Annotated in this window: 24 protein-coding genes and 1 pseudogene; 12 read left to right on the top strand and 13 right to left on the bottom strand. The window is 70.3% G+C overall.

Annotated elements, in window-relative coordinates; all coding sequences use genetic code 11:
* Window positions 1-16: 16 nt before the first annotated feature.
* Window positions 17-1,399 (bottom strand): FAD-binding protein, encoded by a 1,383-nt coding sequence (locus tag J7E96_RS16080; RefSeq protein ID WP_215132001.1) that lies wholly within the window; start codon window positions 1,397-1,399, stop codon window positions 17-19.
* 182 nt (window positions 1,400-1,581) lie between these two features.
* Between J7E96_RS16080 and J7E96_RS16075 the strand changes: the two genes are divergently transcribed.
* The 4 genes from J7E96_RS16075 to J7E96_RS16060 are packed head-to-tail and all read left to right on the top strand — an operon-like array spanning window position 1,582 to window position 4,673.
* A complete protein-coding gene (locus J7E96_RS16075; RefSeq protein WP_215131999.1) occupies window positions 1,582-2,145 on the top strand; it encodes a phosphatase PAP2 family protein in 564 nt (187 codons plus the stop codon).
* Entirely contained in the window at window positions 2,138-3,139 is a 1,002-nt protein-coding gene (locus tag J7E96_RS16070; RefSeq protein ID WP_215131997.1) for a decaprenyl-phosphate phosphoribosyltransferase, read from the top strand. The genes J7E96_RS16075 and J7E96_RS16070 overlap by 8 nt, the downstream gene beginning before the upstream one ends.
* Window positions 3,140-3,159: 20 nt before the next feature.
* Window positions 3,160-3,615: a GtrA family protein gene (locus J7E96_RS16065; RefSeq protein ID WP_308295982.1), complete on the top strand. Its 456-nt coding sequence runs from the start codon at window positions 3,160-3,162 to the stop codon at window positions 3,613-3,615.
* A complete protein-coding gene (locus J7E96_RS16060) occupies window positions 3,603-4,673 on the top strand; it encodes a YihY/virulence factor BrkB family protein (protein WP_215131993.1) in 1,071 nt (356 codons plus the stop codon). Before J7E96_RS16065 ends, J7E96_RS16060 begins: the two co-directional genes overlap by 13 nt.
* On the opposite strand, the gene J7E96_RS16055 is transcribed toward J7E96_RS16060, so the two are convergent.
* Window positions 4,621-5,862: a D-alanyl-D-alanine carboxypeptidase family protein gene (locus tag J7E96_RS16055; RefSeq protein ID WP_374196686.1), complete on the bottom strand. Its 1,242-nt coding sequence runs from the start codon at window positions 5,860-5,862 to the stop codon at window positions 4,621-4,623. The genes J7E96_RS16060 and J7E96_RS16055 overlap by 53 nt on opposite strands.
* 148 nt (window positions 5,863-6,010) lie before the next feature.
* On the opposite strand from J7E96_RS16055, the gene J7E96_RS37425 reads away from it, so the two are divergent.
* From J7E96_RS37425 to J7E96_RS16045, 3 genes are all read left to right on the top strand, one after another.
* Window positions 6,011-6,262, top strand: coding sequence for an SCO4848 family membrane protein (locus tag J7E96_RS37425; RefSeq protein ID WP_251069978.1), 252 nt, complete (start codon window positions 6,011-6,013; stop codon window positions 6,260-6,262).
* Window positions 6,263-6,264: 2 nt separating this feature from the next.
* Window positions 6,265-7,647: a metallophosphoesterase gene (locus tag J7E96_RS16050; protein WP_215131989.1), complete on the top strand. Its 1,383-nt coding sequence runs from the start codon at window positions 6,265-6,267 to the stop codon at window positions 7,645-7,647.
* A 140-nt stretch (window positions 7,648-7,787) separates the two neighbouring features.
* Entirely contained in the window at window positions 7,788-9,344 is a 1,557-nt protein-coding gene (locus tag J7E96_RS16045) for an ABC transporter substrate-binding protein (RefSeq protein ID WP_215131987.1), read from the top strand.
* A 22-nt stretch (window positions 9,345-9,366) separates the two neighbouring features.
* On the opposite strand, the gene J7E96_RS16040 is transcribed toward J7E96_RS16045, so the two are convergent.
* The 3 genes from J7E96_RS16040 to J7E96_RS16030 are packed head-to-tail and all read right to left on the bottom strand — an operon-like array spanning window position 9,367 to window position 10,909.
* Window positions 9,367-10,071: a TetR/AcrR family transcriptional regulator gene (locus J7E96_RS16040; RefSeq protein WP_215131985.1), complete on the bottom strand. Its 705-nt coding sequence runs from the start codon at window positions 10,069-10,071 to the stop codon at window positions 9,367-9,369.
* An 11-nt stretch (window positions 10,072-10,082) separates the two neighbouring features.
* Window positions 10,083-10,496: a thiol-disulfide oxidoreductase DCC family protein gene (locus tag J7E96_RS16035; protein ID WP_215131983.1), complete on the bottom strand. Its 414-nt coding sequence runs from the start codon at window positions 10,494-10,496 to the stop codon at window positions 10,083-10,085.
* A 5-nt stretch (window positions 10,497-10,501) separates the two neighbouring features.
* Window positions 10,502-10,909, bottom strand: coding sequence for a hypothetical protein (locus J7E96_RS16030; protein WP_215131981.1), 408 nt, complete (start codon window positions 10,907-10,909; stop codon window positions 10,502-10,504).
* Between the two features lie 137 nt (window positions 10,910-11,046).
* Between J7E96_RS16030 and J7E96_RS16025 the strand changes: the two genes are divergently transcribed.
* The 3 genes from J7E96_RS16025 (at window position 11,047) to J7E96_RS38460 (ending at window position 13,476) form a co-directional block, all read left to right on the top strand.
* Window positions 11,047-11,535 (top strand): MarR family winged helix-turn-helix transcriptional regulator, encoded by a 489-nt coding sequence (locus tag J7E96_RS16025; RefSeq protein WP_215131979.1) that lies wholly within the window; start codon window positions 11,047-11,049, stop codon window positions 11,533-11,535.
* Between the two features lie 77 nt (window positions 11,536-11,612).
* Window positions 11,613-13,121: an MFS transporter gene (locus tag J7E96_RS16020; RefSeq protein WP_215131977.1), complete on the top strand. Its 1,509-nt coding sequence runs from the start codon at window positions 11,613-11,615 to the stop codon at window positions 13,119-13,121.
* 31 nt (window positions 13,122-13,152) lie between these two features.
* Entirely contained in the window at window positions 13,153-13,476 is a 324-nt protein-coding gene (locus tag J7E96_RS38460) for a pyridoxamine 5'-phosphate oxidase family protein (RefSeq protein ID WP_215131975.1), read from the top strand.
* Window positions 13,477-13,550: 74 nt separating this feature from the next.
* Here the strand turns inward: J7E96_RS38460 and J7E96_RS16010 are convergent, their stop codons facing one another.
* The 8 genes from J7E96_RS16010 to J7E96_RS15975 form a co-directional block, all read right to left on the bottom strand.
* On the bottom strand, window positions 13,551-13,721 hold the full coding sequence (locus tag J7E96_RS16010) for a hypothetical protein (protein ID WP_215131973.1): 171 nt from the start codon (window positions 13,719-13,721) through the stop codon (window positions 13,551-13,553).
* Window positions 13,718-13,990, bottom strand: coding sequence for a hypothetical protein (locus J7E96_RS16005; protein ID WP_214972201.1), 273 nt, complete (start codon window positions 13,988-13,990; stop codon window positions 13,718-13,720). The genes J7E96_RS16010 and J7E96_RS16005 overlap by 4 nt, the downstream gene beginning before the upstream one ends.
* 143 nt (window positions 13,991-14,133) lie before the next feature.
* Window positions 14,134-15,255, bottom strand: a complete 1,122-nt coding sequence (tgmC, locus tag J7E96_RS16000; RefSeq protein WP_214972198.1) for an ATP-grasp peptide maturase system methyltransferase — start codon at window positions 15,253-15,255, stop codon at window positions 14,134-14,136.
* A complete protein-coding gene (gene tgmB / locus J7E96_RS15995; protein WP_215131971.1) occupies window positions 15,248-16,207 on the bottom strand; it encodes an ATP-grasp ribosomal peptide maturase in 960 nt (319 codons plus the stop codon). The genes tgmC and tgmB overlap by 8 nt, the downstream gene beginning before the upstream one ends.
* 11 nt (window positions 16,208-16,218) lie before the next feature.
* The gene (tgmA, locus tag J7E96_RS15990; protein WP_251060396.1) at window positions 16,219-16,491 is read right to left on the bottom strand and encodes a putative ATP-grasp-modified RiPP; all 273 of its coding nucleotides are present in this window, start codon (window positions 16,489-16,491) and stop codon (window positions 16,219-16,221) included.
* 267 nt (window positions 16,492-16,758) lie between these two features.
* Window positions 16,759-17,040: a hypothetical protein gene (locus J7E96_RS15985; RefSeq protein WP_214972189.1), complete on the bottom strand. Its 282-nt coding sequence runs from the start codon at window positions 17,038-17,040 to the stop codon at window positions 16,759-16,761.
* A gap of 234 nt (window positions 17,041-17,274) precedes the next feature.
* On the bottom strand, window positions 17,275-17,763 hold the full coding sequence (locus J7E96_RS15980; protein WP_215131969.1) for a hypothetical protein: 489 nt from the start codon (window positions 17,761-17,763) through the stop codon (window positions 17,275-17,277).
* A gap of 94 nt (window positions 17,764-17,857) precedes the next feature.
* The gene (locus J7E96_RS15975; RefSeq protein ID WP_215131967.1) at window positions 17,858-19,069 is read right to left on the bottom strand and encodes a helix-turn-helix domain-containing protein; all 1,212 of its coding nucleotides are present in this window, start codon (window positions 19,067-19,069) and stop codon (window positions 17,858-17,860) included.
* Window positions 19,070-19,360: 291 nt separating this feature from the next.
* Here J7E96_RS15975 and J7E96_RS37415 point away from each other — a divergent pair.
* A pseudogene (locus tag J7E96_RS37415) lies at window positions 19,361-19,527 on the top strand (RNA-guided endonuclease TnpB family protein); the annotation flags it as partial.
* Between the two features lie 415 nt (window positions 19,528-19,942).
* Entirely contained in the window at window positions 19,943-20,839 is an 897-nt protein-coding gene (locus tag J7E96_RS15970; protein WP_215131965.1) for a hypothetical protein, read from the top strand.
* Window positions 20,840-20,841: the final 2 nt, after the last annotated feature.

The raw sequence follows: 20,841 nt of genomic DNA, 5'->3' as shown, positions 1-20,841 counted from the left end.
GGAGGGACGGCGGCAGTCAGAGGGAAAGGCGGCGGGACAGGTCCGACGTGAAGACGCCGCGCGGGTCGAGCTCGGCGCGCAGCGCCCGGAATTCCGCCAGCCGCGGATACATCGCCCCCAGCAGTTCCGGCCGCAGCCGGGAGTCCTTCGCCAGGTAGACGCGGCCGCCGGCCGCCACGACCTCCTCGTCGAGCTCGTCGAGGAACGCGCCCAGCCCCGGCAGGCCCGCCGGGATGTCCAGCGCCAGCGTCCAGCCGGGCACCGGGAAGGAGAGCCAGCCCGGATCGCCGTCCCCGAACCGTTTCAGTACGGCGAGAAACGACGGGCAGCCGCGCCCCGAGATGCGGCCGACGATCCGGCGCAGGGCCTCCTCCTGCCCGTACCCGACGACGAACTGGTACTGGACGAACCCGCCGCGCCCGTAGATCCGGTTCCAGTGCGGGACACCGTCCAGCGGGTGGAAGAACGTCGACAGCTTCTGGATTTCGCCGGTGCGGCGTGCTCGCGGCGCCCTGCGGTACCAGAGCTCGTTGAACACCCCCACCGATGCCCGGCCGAGCAGCCCTTCCGGTACGAAGCCGGGCGCGGCCGGGAGCCGTCCCGGCCGGAACGCGAGCGGCGCCCGGCGGGCGCGCGCCGGGAGCGCGTCGAGCGGGGCGTGCTCCCCCCGGGTGAGGACCGAGCGCCCCATGGCCGCGCCGCGCGCGAGGAGGTCGATCCAGGCGACCGAGTAGCGGTAGCGGTGGTCGGTGGCGGTGAGCCGGGCCATCAGGTCGTCCAGGTCGGTGGCGCGTTCGGTGTCGACCCGCATGAAGGAGGTCTCCACCGGGAGGAGTTGGATGCTCGCCGAAAGGATGACGCCGGTCAGGCCCATGCCGCCCGCCGTGGCGTCGAAGAGTTCGGTGCCGGAGGGGACCGTACGTACCTCGCCGTCGGCGGTGAGCAGTTCGAGCGAGACGACGTGACGCGAGAAGGAGCCCGAGCCGTGGTGGTTCTTGCCGTGGATGTCGGCGCCGATCGCGCCGCCCACGGTCACGTACCGGGTCCCGGGCGTCACCGGCACGAACCAGCCGAGTGGCAGCAGGACTTCCATCAGCCGGTGCAGGCTCACGCCCGCGTCGCACACCACGACGCCCGTGCGGGCGTCGACCGTACTGATGCGGTCCAGCCCGGTCATGTCGAGTACGGAGCCGCCCGCGTTCTGCGCCGCGTCGCCGTACGCCCGGCCGAGCCCGCGCGCGATGCCGCCGCGCGCGCCGTGCGCCGCGCAGTCGAGGACCGCGGCCGCCGCCTCCTCGTACGAACGGGGCCGGACCAGGCGGGCGGCGGTCGTCGGGGCGGTGCGGCCCCAACCGGTGACTTCCACCGAGGCGGAGGCGAGCACGGTGTCGACAGGCATGGAGTGACCGTATCGTCCCTAAACATCGCAGTTCAGTAAATCGCCTGGTGTGCTGGGCAAATGGGTGGTTGGTGGTGTGTCGTCAGCAATTAACATGACTAGTCTGCTTAATCCGAGCAGAGTCGCCCCTTGCCTGCGCCCGGCCGACTGACCGGGCCGCCGCTACGGAAGAGGGGTGACAGATGCGAGAGGTTGATCGCCGTCTGCTGTCGGCAATGCGGGACTGCGGTACGGATCCACGCGTGGCGGCCGCCGCCCGGGGGCTCTCCTGGTGCGGTGAGCACGGCGCCGTCTGGATCGCCGCAGGCCTCCTGGGCGCCGGGGCCGACCACGAGCGCCGCCACTCCTGGCTGCGCGGTACGGCGCTGATCGGCGCGGCGCACCTGGCGAGCATGGGAATCAAGCTGGTGGTACGCCGCGCCCGCCCCCAGCTCGCCGCCCTGGAGCCACTGGTGAGCACCGCGGGCCGGCACTCCTTCCCCAGCTCCCACGCGGCGTCGGCGGCCGCCGCGACCGTGGCCTTCGGCGTGCTGCGCCCCGTCGGCCACCGCCTTGTGCCGCCGCTGGCCGCCGCGATGTGCGTGTCCCGCCTGGTGGCCGGCGTCCACTACCCGACCGATGTCCTGGCCGGGGTACTGCTCGGCGGGATCACCGCCGGACTCGGCGCGGCCTGGATGACCGGGCCGACCGCCGCCGCAGCGGCCGTGGCCGTGGTCGTGACCGAGGGAGGTGCCGGGTATGTCTGAGCGCAGTGCGGGCACCACGACCACCACAACAACCGTCGCCCCGGCCGCCGTCATCGGCCAGCCCCGCCGAGCCGCGCCGCCGCGAGCGCCGAGGCGGCGGCCGCTGAGCCTGCCCGCCGGGCTGCTGCGCACCGCGCGCCCCCGCCAGTGGGTCAAGAACGTGCTGGTCCTCGCCGCGCCCGCCGCAGCCGGCGAACTGGGCTCGTACCGTTCCCTGGCCCAACTGGCCGTCGTCTTCGTGCTGTTCACCGCCGCCGCGTCCGCCGTCTACCTGATCAACGACGCGCGTGACGCCGACGCCGACCGCGCGCACCCCGTCAAGTGCCACCGCCCCGTCGCCGCCGGCCAGGTCCCCGTACCCGTGGCGTACGCCGCCGGGGGGCTGCTCGCGGTCCTCGCACCGGTCACCGCCGCCCTGCTCTGCAACCCGATGACGGCCGCTCTCCTCACGGCGTACGTCCTCATGCAGTTCGCGTACTGCGTGCGGCTCAAGCACGTCCTCGTCGTCGATCTCGTCGTCGTCACCACCGGTTTCTTGATGCGCGCGATGATCGGCGGCGTGGCGCTCCACATCCCCCTCTCCCGCTGGTTCCTGATCACCGCGGGCTTCGGCGCGCTCTTCATGGTCGCCGCGAAGCGCTACTCCGAGGCCGTGCAGATGGCCGGCCGCCCCGGGAAGCGCGGCGCCACCCGCGCCCTCCTCGGCGAATACACCACCGGCTACCTGCGCTTCGTCTGGCAGCTCGCGGCCGGAGTCGCCGTACTGGGGTACTGCCTGTGGGCCCTGGAGAGCGGCGGCACGGCCAACGGCAGCCTGCTGCCGTGGCGTCAGCTGTCGATGGTCGCGTTCATCCTCTCCGTGCTGCGGTACGCCGTCTTCGCCGACCGGGGCACGGCCGGAGCCCCCGAGGACGTCGTCCTGCGCGACCGGGGGCTCGCCGTCATCGGCCTCGTGTGGGTGGCGATGTACGGGCTCGCGGTGGCCGATCTGTGAGAGGGGCGGCCGCCAGGGGCGTGACCAGCGTGACCGGCGTGACCTGGGCCGAGCTGCGCGGCTTCGCGCTGGCCGGCGGCTGTGCGTACGCCGTCGACCTCGCGCTCTTCACGTGGCTGCGCGGCCCGCTCGGCTGGGACCCGTTCACCGCGAAGGCGCTGTCCTTCGCCGCCGGATGCTCGGTCGCGTACGCCGGAAACGCACTCGGCACCTACCGGCAGCAACAGCGGCAGCGGGCGGCGGTCCGGGCACGGGCGCGGCAGTACGCGCTCTTCTTCGCCGTCAACGTCGCGGGAGCGCTCGTACAACTCCTGTGCCTCACCGCCTCGCACCACGGCCTCGGGCTGACCTCCCCCCGCGCCGACACCGTCTCGGGAGCGGTCGTCGGCATGGCGCTCGCCACCTGCCTGCGTTTCTGGGGAACCAGGACGCTGGTTTTCGCCACGGAGGGTAGGCGCACGTCATGGACTGGCTAAAAAGACTGCCCGTCGTCGGCCCGTTCGTGACCCGGCTGACGATCACTCACGCCTGGCGTACGTACGAGACGCTCGACCGCGTCCACTGGACCCGGCTGGCCGCCGCGATCACCTTCATCAGCTTCCTCTCGCTCTTCCCCCTGATCACCGTCAGCGCCGCGATCGGCGCGGCCCTGCTCTCCGACGATCAGCTGCACCGCATGGAGAACAAGATCGCCGAGCAGGTGCCGGGAATCTCCGGCCAGCTCGACCTCGCCTCCCTCGTGGAGAACGCGGGCACGGTCGGCCTCGTCGCCGGCGCCCTGCTGCTCTTCACCGGCATCGGCTGGGTCGGCTCGATGAGGGAATGCCTGCGGGCCGTCTGGGAGCTGGACGACGTGGACGAGGGCAACCCAATCCTGCGCAAACTCAAGGACGGCGTGGTGCTGGGCGGCCTCGGCGTGATCGGGCTGTCGTCCTGGGCCGCCTCCTCGATCGGCTCGACGGCCGTCGACTGGACCGCCGAGCAGATCGGCATCCCGGAAAGCGGCGCGGGTGGCGTGATGCTGCGGATCGCCGCACTCGTCCTCGCGGTCGGCGCGGACTTCCTGATCCTGCTGTACGTCCTGACCCTGCTGCCGGGGGTACAGCCGGCCAGGCACCGGCTGATCACCGCGTCGCTCATCGGCGCGGTCGGCTTCGAGCTGCTCAAGGTGCTGCTGGGCAGCTACATGAAGGGCGTCGCGGCGAAGAGCATGTACGGGGCGTTCGGTGTTCCCGTGGCACTGCTGCTGTGGATCAACCTCACGGCGAAGCTGCTGCTGTGCTGCGCGGCGTGGACGGCGACGCGGCACGCCGACGAACGGGCGGCCGACGAGGACGACGGGTCCAACGGGTCCGACGGGTCCGACGCGGAGAAGGCCGAGGACGCTGAGGACGCCGCACCGGCCGCCGCCCCGCCGGCCGCCGCCCCGCCGGCCGGCGGTCCACGGCCCGGCAGCCCCCCGCCCGGCGGCGCGCCCCCTATTAGCGGCGAGGGCGGCGGCGCGCCAGGGCGGGCAGCGGCCAGCGCCGGTTGACCAGGAACACGCCGGCGGCAAGCACCACCAGCGCGCCGCCCGTGATCGCGAGCGCGGTGCCGACGCCGGTGCTGCCGTCGTCGGTCACCGCGAGCTGGGTGGCCGCGTCCTTGGCGGCTGCCTTGTCGCCCTTGCCGCCCTTGCCCTTGGCGGAGGGCGCGTCCCGGCCGGTCTCGGCCGACTTCGGCGGCACGAGTTCACCCACCGGGGTGACCTTCCCCGACGCCTCGAAGCCCCAGTCGAGCAGGCGGGCGGCCTCCTTGTAGACGGCGTGGCCCTCTTCGGCGGACGGGTTCATGACGGTCACCAGCAGCACCTTGTCGCCGCGCTGCGCGACACCCGTGAACGTCGCTCCCGCGTGCGTGGTGTTGCCGTTCTTGACGCCCGCCATGCCCTTGTACGGCTCGATGTCCGGGGCGCCGGTCAGCAGGCGGTTGGTGTTCTGGATCTCGAAGCTCTCGCGCTTCTTCCCCTTCTTCTCGCCGGGGAAGATGGCGCTCGCTGTCGAGCAGTACTCGCGGAAGTCCTTCTTCTGCATGCCGCTGCGGGCGATGAGCGTCAGGTCGTACGCGCTGCTGACCTGGCCCTTCGCGTCGTAACCGTCGGGTGAGACGACGGTGGTGTCGAGCGCCTGGAGCTCCTCGGCGTGCGCCTGCATGTCACGGACGGTCTTCTCCATCCCGCCGTTCAGCTCGGCCAGGACGTGCACGGCGTCGTTGCCGGACTTCAGGAACACGCCGAGCCACATGTCGTGGACGGTGTACGTGTGCCGCTCCTTGATGCCGACGAGGCTGCTGCCCTCACCGATGCCCGCCAGGTCGGTGTCCTTCACTTTGTAGACCAGCGTCTTGGGCAGCTTGGGCAGGACCGTGTCCGCGAAGAGCATCTTCATGGTGGACGCCGGGGGCAGCCGCCAGTGGGAGTTGTGCGCCGCGAGTACGTCGCCGGATTCGGCATCGGCGACGATCCACGACCGGGCGCTGAGTTCCTTCGGGAGAATGGGGGAGCCCGCGCCGAGCTGCACCTGCGTACCGGGCTGCCCGAGTTGTGTGCCGCCCACCGTCGACATCGAAACTGGGGGCTTTGGCTGCTTGTTGTCCGCGGCCGCCGCGTGCGCGGGCAGGGCGGTGAGTGCGGGCAGCAGCGATGCGGAGAGGACCGTCAGTGCGGTCTTTTTAACGGCAGACACGATCGAGAACGTACAGGGCGCTGATGTCGATGTGGACATGGCGGTGGTGACCCGCCGTGAGGTGCGCCGGGTCGGCCCAGCACCGCTGTCCGCGCTCGCGTCCGCACCCCGGCGGCGGGGGTCGGGAGCCGGTGGCGATACTGAGGCTATGAAGCTCAGCCGCTCCGTCTCCTGGTTCCTGCTTGCCTTCGGGGTGTGGAGCTGGTTCATCTGGATCTCTTTCGTCAAGAATCTGCTGAAGGACGGCAGCGGGCTGGCCTTCGACGACGCGGGAGACCCGACCACGTACTTCTGGGTGCATCTGGTGCTCGCCATCACGTCCTTTCTCCTGGGGACGGCGGTTGGGGTGATCGGGTTCCGTGGTGTGCGGGCCCTGCGACGTGAGCGGAGCCAGGGATAACTGTGGTCGTCGTCTTCGTTCTCATCGCGCTGTCGGTCGTTGCCCTGCTGGCCGGGGCGCACTGGTACGTGTGGCGCCGCCTGGTCCGCGATACGACCGCGCCGGGCGGCGTCGCCCGGCGGGCGGGGACGGTGGCGGCGATGCTGCTGCCGCTGCTGGCGGTGGGGGCGCTGGTCTCGGGGCGGGCCGGTGCGCCGTTCTGGGTACAGCAGGTGGTGGCGTGGCCGGGGTACATGTGGCTGGCGGTGCTGTTGTACCTGGTGATGGCGTTGCTGATCGGCGAGGCGGTGCGGCCACTGCTGAGATGGGCCTTGCGCCGGCGGAGCCGGGGCGGTGCGGCGGGTGCCGGCGATGGGATTTCTCCCGCCGAGCCCCTTGCCCCGGCCCCGGCGCGCGGCTCTGCGGGCGCCGGGGCCGGGGCCGCGTCGCCGCTCGGCGCCGCCGCTTCATCGCCCGCGCCCGGCGACACGGACACGGTGACGGTCCCCGCCCCTCCCGCCCCTCCCACGACGCCCGCCCCTCCCGCACCGCCTGGCGGTGGTGCCACCCCCACGGGCGAGTTCTCGCGGCGGCTGTTCGTCTCGCGGGTGGTGGGGGCTGGCGCCGCCGTGGCCGCGCTGGGGACCGTGGGATACGGAACGTACGGGGTGATGCGCGGGCCGCGGGTGAAGCGGGTCAGGGTGCCGCTGGCCAGGCTGCCGCGTGGGGCGCACGGGTTCAGGATCGCCGTCGTCAGCGACGTACACCTGGGGCCGGTCCTCGGACGCGCGCACACCCAGCGGATCGTCGACACCATCAACTCCGTCCAGCCCGATCTGGTGGCCGTCGTCGGTGACCTCGTCGACGGGAGCGTCGCCGACCTGGGGCACGCCGCCGAGCCGCTGGCGCAGCTCAGGGCCAAGCACGGGTCCTTCTTCGTCACGGGCAATCACGAGTACTTCTCCGGCGCCGAGCAGTGGGTCGAGCACGTGCGCGAACTCGGTCTGCGGCCGCTGGAGAACGACCGCGTCGAGATCGCCGGCTTCGACCTCGCCGGCGTCAACGACATCGCGGGCGAGGAGGAAGGCCAGGGCCCCGACTTCGTACGGGCGCTGGGTGACCGGGACCGTACCCGCGCGTCCGTCCTGCTCGCGCACCAGCCGGTGGTCATCCACGACGCGGTACGCCACGGGGTGGACCTGCAGCTGTCCGGCCACACGCACGGCGGCCAGCTCTGGCCCGGCAACTACATCGCGGCCCAGGCGAACCCGACGCTCGCCGGCCTTGAGCGCTACGGTGACACCCAGCTGTACGTGTCGCGCGGCGCGGGGGCGTGGGGCCCCCCGGTCCGCGTGGGCGCGGAGTCCGACATCACGGTGGTGGAACTCTCCTCCCGCCAGGCGTAGCCGCCTGCGCCGCGAGTGGTCGGCGCCTTGCAACTAGACCTTCCCCAGGCGGAGTTGGTGTGATTGGGTGGGGCGGATCTCCGGGGGGAAGTGCGGACTTCTCGCGCGGCGGTGGGTGGGGCGATGAGGAGAGCGCGGCAATGCGGTCGATCCGATTACGGATTCTGGTGACCTGTGCGGTCGTGCTGGCCGCCGCTGTCGGTGGCTGGCAACTGCTGGCCGCCGGAGAGGGAAACAACGCTCCGATCAAGGTCGGCACCACGGACGCCGTCACCGGGCTCGATCCCGCCGGGGCGTACGACGCCGGTTCGTGGGCGCTGTACAGCAACCTCTACCAGTCGCTGATGACCTTCAGCCCCGGCTCCCCCGAGCCCGTTCCCGACGCCGCGAGCAGCTGCCGCTTCGTCGGGCAGACGCTCCGGACGTACCAGTGCGAGTTACGGGACGACCTGACCTTCTCCAGCGGCCGCCCGATCACCGCCGAGGACGTCAAGTACTCCTTCGGCCGGGTCATGAACATCAAGGCCGACGTCGGCCCCAAGTCCCTCTTCGCGTCGCTGAAGTCCGTCCGGGCCCAGGGCCTGACGGTCACTTTTCAGCTTTCGACCCGCGACGCCACTTTTCCCTACAAGGTCGCCACGGGCGCGGGCACCATCGTCGACCGGACGAAGTACCCCGCCGACGGCCTGCGCGAGGGCGACGCGGTGGACGGCTCGGGACCGTACGTGCTCAAGGCGTACGAGAGCGGTGTCAGCGCCCGCCTCGAACCCAACCCGAAGTACCGGGGAGCCATCAGGAACGTCGGCAACGCGATCAGCGTCCGGTACTTCAAGACGTCCGAGGAGCTCGACCGCGCCTGGAAGGCCAAGCAGGTCGACGTCACCCACCGGCAGATGCCGCCGGCTGTGGTCGCCGGGCTGGCGCCGGGTGATCCGGAGGTGCGGATCAACGAGACCGGCAGTTCCGACATCCGCAACCTCGTCTTCAACGTCCGCAAGGGCTCGCCGATGGCCGGGCGCGCTGTGCGGCAGGCCGCCGCCACGCTCGTCGACCGCTCCGGCATCGCCTCGTCGGTCTACCACGGCACCGTCGAGCCGCTGTACTCGCTGATCCCGCAGGGGGTCACCGGCCACAGCACCCCCTTCTTCGACAAGAACCCCACCCACGACGCGGCGCGCGCCAAGCAGCTGCTCCTGAACGCCGGCGTGCGGACCCCGGTCAGGATCACGCTGGGGTACGCACTGGGCGGTGCGGCCAGGCAGGAGGCGGCCGAGCTGAAGCGGCAGATCGAAGCCGAGAACCTGTTCGCGGTGCGGGTCGTGGAGAAGGCCGAATGGGCGGACTTCCAGGCCGAGTACACGGCGGGCGAGTTCGACGCGTACACCGTCGGCTGGGTCATGGACTTCCCCGACCCGGACAACTTCAGCCAGCCGCTCGTCGGCAGCGGGAACAGCCTCGGCAACGGCTATGCGAACCCCGAGATCGACAGACTGATCCTGGACACCCAGCGGTTCATCGACCGCGGCCGCACGGCGGACGAATTCCAGAAGCTCCAGCTGATCGTGGCGGACGACGTGCCGCTGGTGCCGCTGTGGCAGAAGAAGGACTACGTACTGAGCGGCAAGGACATCTCCGGCGGGCAGTACCTGTCGGACGGCACGGGCGTGTGGCGCCTCTGGGCACTGGACTGGATGTAGGGGGAGGGCAGACGCGGCGGCCTCAGTCCGCCTTGCGGCCTGCCGTCGCCTGGGCCATCCCCGGCAGGAAGTCCGTGAACAGTTCGTGCACTTCGCGTACGAGCGGACGCAGCACCCGGAAGCGGGCGAGCGCGACCCCGCGCGCGGTGAGGCGGGCGCCGCGTTCGGCGAGGCGGCGGCTGCGCTCCCGGTCCTCCGAGCGGTCGAAGACCCAGTACAGGACGAGTCCCATCTGGGAGAGCCACATCAACTCGGGGAGGACGTCCCGCAGTTCCTCGGCGACCTTGGCCTTCGAGCCGGCCAGGACCTCCCGGTGGACGGCGATGGCCGCCTCGCGGGCGTGCTCCGACTCGGGTGAGAAGGGGCTCAGCGGGCTCTCGGGGTCGGCGGCGTTCTTGAAGAACTGGGCGGCGAACTCGTGGTACGGCGCGGCGATGTCCAGCCAGGCCTTCAGCACCCCGGCCAGCCGCGCCTCCAGGTCGGTCTCCTTGTCCAGTACGGGCCGGACCGCCGCCTGGTGCTCGGCGGCGATCCGGTCGTAAAAGCCCTGGACCAGGTGTTCCTTGGAGCTGAAGTAGTAGTACGCGTTCCCTACGGAGACGCCCGCCTCCTTCGCGATGGCCCGCATGGTCGTCTTGTCGTAACCACGGTCCTGGAACAGCTGGAGGGCGGTTTCGAGGATGAGCGTGCGGGTCTGCTCGCTCTTGGGGGCCTTGTCTTCTGTCACGGTGTCCGACCCTAACCGGGTACGGAGCACCGGTCGTCGCAGGGCGCGGCGACGGCTGTTGCTCCGGTCGCCGTCACGTCCCGGTACTTCGCCGCCGCGAGCATCGTCACCCGTACGAACGGGGCGCCCGCCGGGGTGGCGAGCCAGTGGGCCTTGGGCCGGTACTCGGCCAGCGCCCAGAGGCAGACCACCCAGGCGGCGGGGCCGGCGTAGACCTGGCCCTGGTCACCGATGACGGTGATCTCCCGCATGGTGCGGGCGTGGTCGAGGCGCGGGTACCTGCGCTGCGCCTCGACCGAGCCGGCCGGGACCAGGTCCAGCGGTACGAGCTGCCGTTGGCGCAGCAGCCAGCTCCGCAGGTGGACACAGAGGGAGCACTGGGCGTCGTACAGGACCGTCAGGCGCTTGACCGGGAGGCCGCTCATCGCGTTCACGCTCCGGTGGGAGCGGCGGTCCAGCCCTGCGGCGGAACCGGCGGGAGCTGCTCGCGCTCCATGATCGAGCGCCGCCGGATCTTGTTGAGGACCCAGACGTTGCCGAGGTGCATGACGCCGAGGACCAGCAGGACGACACCGAGCTTCACGGACAGCGCCTCGAAGAGTCCGCGGGCGTCCTGGACGGCGTCCGCCGCCTTGAGGTAGAGGGCTACGAAGCCCAGGTTGACGAGGTAGAAGCCGACCACCAGGAGGTGGTTGACCGCGTCGGCGAGCTTCTCGTCGCCGTGCAGGACGCTCGCGATGAAGATGCGTCCGTTGCGGCTCAGCGTCCGCGCGACCCAGATGGTGAGCGCGACGCTGATCAGCAGGTAGATGGCGTAGGCGACAACAGTGAGGTCCATTCCCCACCCCTTCTTGAACGTGTTCAAAAGGCTGGCAGGAATGAACTTAGACCTCTTTTTGAACATGTTCAAGCGGTAGTCCGGGAAGCTCCGCTTCTGGATAATCCGGCACGGATCTAATTGCTACGCTTGTCGGCATGACCGCCATGACGCCCACCCGCACCGAACCGGACCTGTCCTTCCTTCTCGACCACACCAGCCACGTCCTGCGCACTCAGATGTCGGCCGCACTCGCCGAGATCGGCCTGACGGCACGGATGCACTGCGTACTCGTCCACGCCCTGGAGGAGGAGCGCACCCAGATCCAGCTCGCCGAGATCGGCGACATGGACAAGACCACGATGGTGGTGACGGTGGACGCGCTGGAGAAGGCCGGCCTCGCCGAGCGCCGCCCCTCCAGTACGGACCGGCGCGCCCGGATCATCGCGGTCACGCAGGAGGGCGCCCGTCTCGCCGGGCAGAGTCAGAAGATCGTCGACCGCGTGCACCGGGAGGCCCTGGCCGCACTTCCGGAGGGGGAGCGGGAGGTCCTGCTGCGCGCCTTGAACCGCCTGGTCAACGATGGCCTGGCCACCCCCGCCGAGAACCCTCGGCCCGCCCGCCGTGCGCGCCAGTCCAAAAAGTAGGGCCGAAACAAATAGTCTGCAACAAAACCATCTGCTACGGTCTCTCCTCCCCCCCCCCCACTGACAGGAGAGACCGCATGCTTGCCACATCGGCATCCGAATCCGCCACCGCTCCCGCACCCACCGCTCCCCGCTCACGCTGGCTCGCCCTCGGAGTCATCGCCACCGGGATGCTAATGATCATCCTCGACGGCTCCATCGTGACCGTGGCGATGCCGGCCATCCAGCAGGATCTGAACTTCACCCCCGCCGGCCTCAGCTGGGTCGTCAACGCCTACCTGATCGCGTTCGGCAGCCTGCTCCTCCTCGCCGGACGGCTCGGCGACCTGATCGGCCGCAAGCGGATGTTCCTGGCCGGCACCGCCGTCTTCACCGCCGCCTCACTCCTGGCCGGTGTGGCCACATCCCCCGCCGTACTCATCGCCGCCCGCTTCCTCCAGGGCATCGGCAGCGCGATGGCCTCGGCCGTAAGCCTCGGCATCCTCGTGACGCTGTTCACCGAGCCCAGGGAACGCGCGAAGGCGATCGCCGTCTTCAGCTTCACCGGCGCGGCAGGCGCGTCGATCGGCCAGGTGCTCGGCGGCGTACTCACCGACGCGCTCAACTGGCACTGGATCTTCTTCATCAACCTGCCGATCGGACTCGCCGCCCTCGCGGTCGCCGTCCCCGTACTGCCGGGCGACCGAGGCCTCGGCCTCAAAGCGGGCGCGGACGTCATCGGCGCCGTCCTCGTCACAGCGGGTCTGATGCTGGGCATCTACACCGTCGTCAAGGTCGAGGAGCACGGCTGGACCTCGGCTCACACCCTCGGCTTCGGCGCGCTCGCCGCCGTCCTGCTCGCCGCGTTCCTCGTCCGCCAGGCCACCGCGAAGAACCCGCTCATGCCGCTGGCGGTCTTCCGCTCCCGCATCGTCTCCGGCGCCAACCTGGTCCAGGTCCTGATGGTCGCCGCGCTCTTCTCCTTCCAGATCCTCGTCGCCCTCTACCTCCAGAAGGTGCTCGGTTACGGCGCCGCCGAGACCGGCCTCGCGATGCTCCCGGCGGCTGCCGTCATCGGTGCGGTCTCGCTGGGCGTCTCCGCCCGCCTCAACGCCCGCTTCGGCGAGCGCAACGTCCTGCTGGCGGGCCTCGTACTCCTCATCGGCGTACTCGGCCTCCTCACCCGCGTCCCCGTACACGCCAACTACGCCGTCGACCTGCTCCCGGTGATGCTGCTCGCCGCTGGCTTCGGCCTCGCCCTTCCGGCTCTGACCACGCTCGGCATGTCCGGCGCGAGGGAAGAGGACGCCGGACTCGCCTCCGGGCTGTTCAACACCACCCAGCAGATCGGCATGGCCATGGGCGTCGCAGTCCTCTCCACCCTGGCGGCCTCGCGCACCGAAAGCCTCGCAGCGGACGGCAGGACCCGGGCCGAGGCCCTGACCGGCGGCTACCACCTCGCCTTCGGCGTCGGCGCGGGGCTCCTGGTCACCGCTTTCGTAGTCGCGTTCACGATGCTGCGCCGCCCCGGGAGCCGGCCGTCCGCCGAGCAGGTCGACAACACCCCGGCCACCAATCCGGCCACCACCCACCCCGTCTCGGTCTGACCGACCACCCCACTGAGAAGGGCCACTGCCCATGAACGCGAACGCCACCACGAAGAACGACGGCCCGGCGCCCCGAGTGCTCACGGACGAGGAACTCTCCCAGCTGTTGCGGCAACAGCAGTTCGGCGTGCTCGCGAGCGTCACAAGCACCGGCCACCCCCACCTGTCGACCGTCCTCCAGGCCGCAGCCCTGCGCGCCCGCCTCGACCTCGACGCCATCGAGCCCGGCCTACGCGAAACCTTCGCCGGACTGCGCCGGGAAGTCGACGGCACCGCCGACCCCAGCAACGGCCTACGCTCCGCCATAGCCGCCCGCCTCGCCGACCAGCAGGCCGCACCGCCGTCGACTGCGTAGGCGCCACCCGCCGCGCCCGGAGACGACGAAGCCCCGCCCGGAGCGGTCCGGGCGGGGCAGGGGTCGGCAGAGAATCAGCCGCGCGGCGGGGCGGTCTCGGCAGGCAGGGGGCCGGGCGTGAGACGGGGCGCGCAGTCGGGGCAGGCATACAGCGTCACCCCGGGGCCGCTCGCCGGCTCGATGTAGCGCACCGCGACCGGGGCGAGAGTCAGCCGCTCGCAGCGGCAGTAGACAGCGGCGCTCACGCTCCCACCGCCACCCGGACCGTACGGCCGTCGGGCCGCACGTGCACGCTGTGAATCGTCGCCGGGCCCACGTCGATACCGCGCAGCGCCATATCCAGCGCCCAGCGCCGTTCGGCCTGCGCGCGCCGCTCCGGATCGTCCGGACGCCTGCGGGGCGCGGCCGTGACGTAGGGGCGTACCTGGCTGATCGTGTTCACAAACGGCCGCTTCTCGGCCGCCTCGCGGGCGTACGGGCTCTTGTGCTCCGGCAGCGTGCGCCGGGGCCGCACGGACGGGGCAGGGGGCGGCTGATGTACGGGGGGTGGCGCGATGCTTCCCGCGCGCGGGGAATAGCCGCGCGAGGAGGCGCAAAAGGTGCGCGATAAGGTCAGTCACGTTCGTCAGCTCCCAACATGGGGCTGTCAGCTGATGGCTACGCCCACGTGAGGCGTTGCCCGTCGGGGCCGACGTGCAGCCGCATTCGGTCGGCCGGCGGTCGCCCGTCCGCCTGCCAGTGTGTGACGCGTTCGGCGATCTGATCCCACAAGCGCGCCGCGCCGCCCTGCCGGACCATCCACCGCGCGCCGTCCCGGAAGACGACCGCCCACGATTCCGCGTCCACGTCGATCACGACGTGTTCCGTCCGGCCGCCCCGTTCAAGTGCGAGCCGCTGCGCACGGGGTACGGCGAACTGCGCGATGAATCGGGCCGCCCAGTCGTCGAGCACGTCCGCGCCGAATTCCGTGGGCACGGCCTTGCCCTCGCTGAGATTCGGCAGCATCCCGAACGGGGGCGGAAGGTGCGGGCGGGCCAGCATGAACGAGACCTGACCGCCGAGAACCGGGCCGCTAGCCGTGCCATCGTCGGCGACCGTCAGCCGTACAAGTTCGGATGCGTGCATCCATCCGCCGACCGTGACCAGGACCTCACCGCCAGGCCGAGTCTGCGCGAGCCAGTCAGCCGGCACGGTGTGCACACCGCATGTCGCGATCACCCGGTCATACGGCCCGCCCTCCTTGTAACCCGCCAGGCCGTCACCGACCACCCGGACAGGCCAGTAACCGGCGCTCCCGAGCGCCATTGCTGCGCGGGCGGACACCTCGGCGTCGACCTCGACCGTGGTCACGTTGTCCTCGCCAACGACGCGGCAGAGCAGCGCGGTTGAGTAGCCCGTACCCGTGCCGATCTCCAGGACACGCGTCCCTTCGGTCGCCCGCAGGTCTTCAAGCATCCGCACGACCAGCCCTGGCAGGGTGGAGGACGACGAGGGGGCCGCCGCGATGCGCCCCTCGACCTGGTCGGGGAAGACGCCCCCGGCCACCTGTGTCACGAGGGTGTCGTCTTCGTAGATCCGCCCGAGCCCGGCCGCAGAGTCGCCGGATACGGGCCGGTACCAGCCGCCGTCTTCGTACTCGAACCAGCCGCGCGAGAGGAACGCCTCGCGGGGCACGGACAACACGGCCGCTTCCCATTCCGGGCTGCGCAGCGCACCGGCCTTGGTCAGGTGCCGAGCGAGGTCGGCCCGCAGGTGTTCCGAGGGCAGGTGGTCAGTCATGATGGCTCGCTCCGTTCTCCAACAGATCTGCGATTGCGCTTGTGACCGGCAGTCCGGCCGCGTCTTCGAGCCACGCCCATTGACCGTTCGGGTTGCACTCCAAGAACCACCATGCGCCGTCGGCGGTCACGGCGAAGTCGAAGGCGCCGAAGCTCAGCCCGAAGTCGGCGAGGAACCGCACCAGCGCCAGGCGAATCTCTTCCGGACAGGCGACCGGCTTATAGGCGAGGCTCTGATACTCCGCTCTCCAGTCCACGACCCCGGGCGGCGCGGTAATCAGAGCGCTGAACACCTGCTCGCCGACGACGACCGCGCGCACGTCCGCCACCTTGGGCACCTGAGCTTGGAACAGGTGCGCGCTGTAGCTCACCGCGCCGTCGATCTCTCCAGCCTCGACCGGAGCGGCCCAGATTCCGGCGGGCTCGCCCTCGACGTCGTACGCCCCGGCGTGCAAGGGCTTGTAGATGGCCGACTGCTCAGCGCAGAACGTCTTGGCCTCACCAGGGTCGTTCGTGATCAGGGTGGCCGGGACCGTGAGCCCTACCCGGGCCGCCACATCCAACTGCGCGGGCTTGTACTCCGCCCGCGCGATGGCCTGCGGGTGGCTGAGGTACAGGCACCCCGGCAGCGCGCCCAGTACTCCACCCAGTCCCCGCCGGTTCTCCTGTGCGGCGAACCGCGCGGCCTGCTCACCGCCGTCTGTCGGGTAGGCGTTGGGGCGACGGTGGTACAGGGCGCGGACGGCGGATAAGTCGGCCGTGCGCTCCCCGACCGTGAGTCGTCCGCCCCATCCGTCCGTCCCGGTACGTGTGGCGAGCACCGCCGGGGCAGGAAAGTCCCGTCCGGGGTCGAAGCGGAGGACGGGCACCCGGCGCCGGTTCAACTCCGCGATGACCAGATCAGCGGTTGCGTCCTCATCCTGCGTGCAGACCAGCACCGGGCGTCCGTCCATGGCGCTACCCCCTAGTCCTGCGTCGCGTCGTGGCCGGAGTCGGCGTCTACCTTGCCGTCCTTCCCGACCTGCGTCGGCGGGTAGGTGTTCACGCTCGTACCGTGCTTGCCGAGTTCGGCCGGCGTCATCGCGCCGTCCTCCCCGACCCACCGGCCGGTCTGCGTGGCCGGGTCAACGCCCGCGTACCGCCAGGGCGAGGGGGAACCGTTGCGCAGCGGAGCCATACGGCGCAGTCCCCACGGGGCCTGTGCGGTCGTCTCCGTACCTGCGAGGCTTGTCTGCAAGTCTCCTCCTTGATCGCTTCGTACGGTGGATGTGGTACAGGACCCGCCCCGGCAGGCGCTCGACCTGTCTGCTCTCGACTGGGTTGCGGGCGGATGATCCGCCGGGGCGGGAGTCTTCGGGCGACACTGCCCGCGTGGTGCAGCATCACGGCGGTTGACGGGTCACGGCCACAACGATCACGGCCAAGATGCCGCCAACGCTGCTGATCACGAGCACCCCGCCCCAGAAGGCGCCGTCCGCCGTGACTTTCCATCCGCGTAAGCGCCTCATACGTGCACCCGGGCACCCGGCGGTTCGAGTCCGAGCGGGAGACCTTCCGGGGCTTCCATGACCGCGTAGTCGGCAAAGTTCCGGCGGTAGCGCACGTGCCGGGACTCCTGCGTGTGCTTGCGCTGCCACTCCTCGACCTCCGCCGGGTCGTGCCTCACACCGGACTCGGCGCCGCACTCGGACTCGGCACCCGAGACGCACCGCGCCGCGTACTCCGGCTCGGCCGTCGCGTCCTGCACGATCGAGAAGGGCACGTACCGGAACGTCCGCCGAGTCATTCGCGGTGCTCCCGTCGCTGGTGCTGACGCATCAACACGTTGGCGTCAGTCTCTTTGCTGCCGTCGAATTGAGCCCGCGCGTCCTCGCGTTGTCCCGCGAGTTCGGCACACGTCGCACACCCCGGGACGGGGACAGGCGGACGGCTCGTGTCGTAACTCGGCCCGCTCACAGCGTCCACCCGGCCCTGTTGATGGCGGTCTTCGGCTCCATACGCGCCGCCCGCCGAGATCCCGTCAGCATCGCTCGGTACCGTGCTCGCCACGCGCCGAGTCCTTGACGTGCAGGAAACCGCCGGCCTTCTCGATCTCACGCGCGACCGTGTCGTACTCCTGCGGTACGGGCGAGATCATCGAGCGCCACGCCGTAAGAACCGCGCCAGCCTCGCCGAGCTTGATGCGGTCGACAGCCTGCCGCAGCCCGTCGCGACCCTCGGGCGGCAGCAATCCCGCGTGGTCCTCGATCACGCCCGCGATCTCCCACCCGAACGCCTCTGCGTACTCGGTGCACTCCTTGCGGGGCGCCCCGATGTTCGCGTTGGGGGCACTGCACAGATAGATCACACAGCGGAACCGCTCGATCTTCGCGGCCTCGGCCGGAACGTCGGCCTCGCCCGGCGAGATGCCCGCTGACGCGTCCGCGAGTGCCCGACGCCGTTTCAGGTCGCCCTCGGTTCGACGAACCGTAGTCGGCCCCTGCCCCTGTTCGCTCTGGATGCTGACCATGCATCAATCGTGTCCAATCGATCACGCATGGTGAAGTGACAGGGCGTAGGACTGGGACAGGTCACCCGGCCCCAACTCATACGCTCCGTAGGAGTTATGCGATCAGGGGCACGCCGATTAGCTCGCTGATGTTCCGCACGCGCGCCGTGGACACCTTCGCAAGACGGTTCCCGATAACGCCGGGCAACGCCTGATGCTTGACCCAATCCGGGGCGTCGAGACCCACCTCGATCAGCGTGTCTCCGGCCTGGTCGTAGAGGCCGGCCGCGCACTGTGCGAGGGCAACATCGAGCTTGTAGCGGTTGCGCGCCACCTTCGACATGCTCTTTGGGAGCTTCCTCATGGCGGGGTGGCTGGCGAGCTTGAGCGCGCGCCCGTAGTTCTTCAGCGCGACATGGATTCCAACCGCCTCTGTTTTAGCGGCTGTTGGCCCGAAGCTGGTCCCGTACAGCCTCTCGTCTCGGCCGAGCCTCGCCGCCGCAGCGTGCGCCTGCGAAATGTAGTCGTCGGCCGCGCTCTCGTCTTCGCGCCTCGATGCCGCGACAGCCGCGGAGATCATCAGGCGCCCATACGCAAGCAGTTCGGGGCGGGACGCCCTACTGAACGATGGCTCAATCGCCAGTGCCGCCCGCTCGGCCACGGCCACCGCGCGGGGCGTCTTGGCTCCGCGCAGGTAGATCCACGAGAGCGTGGATTCGAGTAGCGCACTCATCACCGGGTCGTCGGCTTCCTTGGCAAGGAGTTTGGCCGAGGTGAGCGCGCTCAATGCGAGGTCGCGTTGCCCGAAGCCGTTCGCACACGATGCAGCAACCCTGTACGTGCTCGCCAGAACCAAGGCCAGTTGCTCACGCTCGGCACCTGTGGCGCTGTCGTAGCGAACCTGTCCTTCCATGAGGACTTTCGAGGCGAGGCTACTCACTTTCGCCGTATCGCTCGCCCAGTAGGCGGACCAAGCGAGGTCGCGCGCCCTGGTCAGTTCATCGAGCGTGCTCGGGTCGTCGATACCGTCCCATTCTCCGAGCGCGCTCTCGTGCACGGAGTCGGACAGGTGGTGCAGCGCGGCGCGGTCGTCGCGGTTCATGCCTCGGCGTGGTGCCTGCTGTCCCAGGATCACCGCAATGTCTGTCTTGAGAGCGCTGGCGAGCTTGAGCAGCGAGCCGACAGACAGCTCGCCGCGATCCTGCTCGGCTTTCTGCACCAGGGCGAGCGAGACGCCCGCAGCATCGGCGAGTCCCTGCTGAGTCAGATCGGAGCCCCGCAGGTGCTTGATGCGCTTACCGTTCGTAAGGTCGGCCCAGTTGCTCACGATCACCTCGGTGGGTTTGCTCAGGCTCGGTGGCTGTACTCCGATGGTAGGTCCCGCCACCGATGCGCCCAGGGTGAACGGAACACCTGGAATGCTCGGCCCCACTCGGCCCAGCCCTCACGGGAAGGGTTCCCGCCGCGCACCGGATCACACGGTCAGTGCCGAGGGGTTGACGACAAGGGTTAGCAACCGCCTTCGTCGTCGCCCTCACAATGCTGCGCCGCCGCCCCGAGCGGGAGGCCACCGAGGAGCCGGAGAGCAACACCCCAGCCACAGTCCCCGCGCACGCCACAGCCGTTCGTGTGCAAGAACCCCGACTGCGGCTGGTCTGGCAACGCCGACCACAACGCAGTCCGGAACGTCTTGCACTTGTACCGGATGGGCCTCGCGCTCATCCCGGCTGCCGGGAGGGAGACGTCAGGCGCGCTCGTCGCGTCAAGCCCGCCACCGTAAGGTAGGCAGGAATCTCCCGGCTTCAGCCGGGAGAGCACTTCAAGCGCGGCTGTCCACCTCACGGGGCGACGAACACTACGAGACGATGCTCCGCCGAATCCGCCCTCACGCGAAGGCCCGCTCTGTCCGTACCCTGACCGATCACGCCCATCAGGTGGCGGCGCTCAAGGGCGCTTGAGCTTCGGGGGGCGAGGGTCGAGCTTCTTTTGCTAGGAATGGATGGTGGGGAACATTCCCACCCACCCTCCCCTGTGGACCGCCAACTGCCCCGTCGCGCAGCAGCGATGACTTTTTGTGATCAGGTCGCCACGCAGTGCGATTGACGTGTAGCGTGCGGCGAGCACAGGCACATAGAACGACCCCCGCAGGTGTTGTCGCACCGGACGGGGGTCTGACCAACAAGATCGTGGAGCGATCCGTATGGCTACCCAGCAGCTTAGTCCTGCCCCGCACGCGCCCGCCCACCCCATGGCCAAGCCAGGGTTCGGAAAGCGGTCCGCGCCCGATCAAGAGGCCCGGCGCGGGCGGGATTTCGTCCATCTGCCCAGGCGTGAAGCGGCCATTGCCTCGTACGTCGACAGGCTGCCCGACGGGGCCGACATCTCGATCAAAGCGCTGGCCAGGGAGATGGCGGACTACGGCCAGTGCGCCATCGGCACCGCCCTGCGCGCCCTGTCGGCGGCCGGGCATCTGCGGCGCGTACGGCGGCCGGTGGAGGACTGGGAGGGCGTGCGGTGGGTGTCGCTGTCGTACTTCTCGCGGACGGCGCGCAGTGACGCGTGGTGGGCGGCGTTCCTCGGGGACAACGTGCCGCAGAGCGGGATGGACGAGCCCGTGCCCGCTGAGGAGACGGCCGTGCGTGGGTACGACGCGTTGGCCCGGTTGGGGCGTACCGCGCCGGAGTTGGCCTTGTCCGAGCTGGAATGCAAAGCGCTCGCGCCCCTTGCCGGGGAGTGGTTCCGGCGCGGGGCCACGGAGACGCAGCTGATGCAGGCGGTGGCGCTGCGGCTTCCCGGGCCTGTGGGATACCCGTTCGGCTTCGTACGGGCGCGCCTGGAGAAGCAGCTGCCGCCCCGGCCACCCGCACCGGTCCAGGGCCGGTACGTACTGGAGTGCACCGGGTGTCAGGCACCGGGGACGGCCGAGTCGTTGCCGGGTGGGTTGTGCCGGGTCTGCAGGAGCATTCCGTACATCCCGCAACCGGGGCTTCCCGCCGACGTCGTGCGGGGGAAGGCCGAGCGGCTGCGGGAGTCCGTGCGGGCGCACAAGGATGCACGGAAGGACGTGCGGACGGGCGGCGGACGCGTCGGCCGATAGCG

It is taken from the genome of Streptomyces sp. ISL-96 (assembly GCF_018614035.1).
Classification (GTDB): domain Bacteria; phylum Actinomycetota; class Actinomycetes; order Streptomycetales; family Streptomycetaceae; genus Streptomyces.
Note: the sequence above shows the minus strand (reverse complement) of the source record. Positions and strands in the feature narration are given on the sequence as shown.

What these genes read in the sequence shown, in the direction of transcription:
- J7E96_RS15980 (WP_215131969.1), bottom strand. Translation starts at nt 17,763, where the DNA reads ATGGTCAGCATCCAGAGCGAACAGGGGCAGGGGCCGACTACGGTTCGT.
- J7E96_RS16045 (WP_215131987.1), top strand. Translation starts at nt 7,788, where the DNA reads ATGCGGTCGATCCGATTACGGATTCTGGTGACCTGTGCGGTCGTGCTG.
- J7E96_RS16020 (WP_215131977.1), top strand. Translation starts at nt 11,613, where the DNA reads ATGCTTGCCACATCGGCATCCGAATCCGCCACCGCTCCCGCACCCACC.
- J7E96_RS16075 (WP_215131999.1), top strand. Translation starts at nt 1,582, where the DNA reads ATGCGAGAGGTTGATCGCCGTCTGCTGTCGGCAATGCGGGACTGCGGT.
- J7E96_RS16035 (WP_215131983.1), bottom strand. Translation starts at nt 10,496, where the DNA reads ATGAGCGGCCTCCCGGTCAAGCGCCTGACGGTCCTGTACGACGCCCAG.
- J7E96_RS37425 (WP_251069978.1), top strand. Translation starts at nt 6,011, where the DNA reads ATGAAGCTCAGCCGCTCCGTCTCCTGGTTCCTGCTTGCCTTCGGGGTG.
- J7E96_RS15970 (WP_215131965.1), top strand. Translation starts at nt 19,943, where the DNA reads ATGGCTACCCAGCAGCTTAGTCCTGCCCCGCACGCGCCCGCCCACCCC.
- tgmB (WP_215131971.1), bottom strand. Translation starts at nt 16,207, where the DNA reads ATGGACGGACGCCCGGTGCTGGTCTGCACGCAGGATGAGGACGCAACC.
- J7E96_RS16025 (WP_215131979.1), top strand. Translation starts at nt 11,047, where the DNA reads ATGACCGCCATGACGCCCACCCGCACCGAACCGGACCTGTCCTTCCTT.
- J7E96_RS16060 (WP_215131993.1), top strand. Translation starts at nt 3,603, where the DNA reads ATGGACTGGCTAAAAAGACTGCCCGTCGTCGGCCCGTTCGTGACCCGG.
- J7E96_RS15985 (WP_214972189.1), bottom strand. Translation starts at nt 17,040, where the DNA reads ATGACTCGGCGGACGTTCCGGTACGTGCCCTTCTCGATCGTGCAGGAC.
- tgmC (WP_214972198.1), bottom strand. Translation starts at nt 15,255, where the DNA reads ATGACTGACCACCTGCCCTCGGAACACCTGCGGGCCGACCTCGCTCGG.
- J7E96_RS16030 (WP_215131981.1), bottom strand. Translation starts at nt 10,909, where the DNA reads ATGGACCTCACTGTTGTCGCCTACGCCATCTACCTGCTGATCAGCGTC.
- J7E96_RS38460 (WP_215131975.1), top strand. Translation starts at nt 13,153, where the DNA reads ATGAACGCGAACGCCACCACGAAGAACGACGGCCCGGCGCCCCGAGTG.
- J7E96_RS16070 (WP_215131997.1), top strand. Translation starts at nt 2,138, where the DNA reads ATGTCTGAGCGCAGTGCGGGCACCACGACCACCACAACAACCGTCGCC.
- J7E96_RS16080 (WP_215132001.1), bottom strand. Translation starts at nt 1,399, where the DNA reads ATGCCTGTCGACACCGTGCTCGCCTCCGCCTCGGTGGAAGTCACCGGT.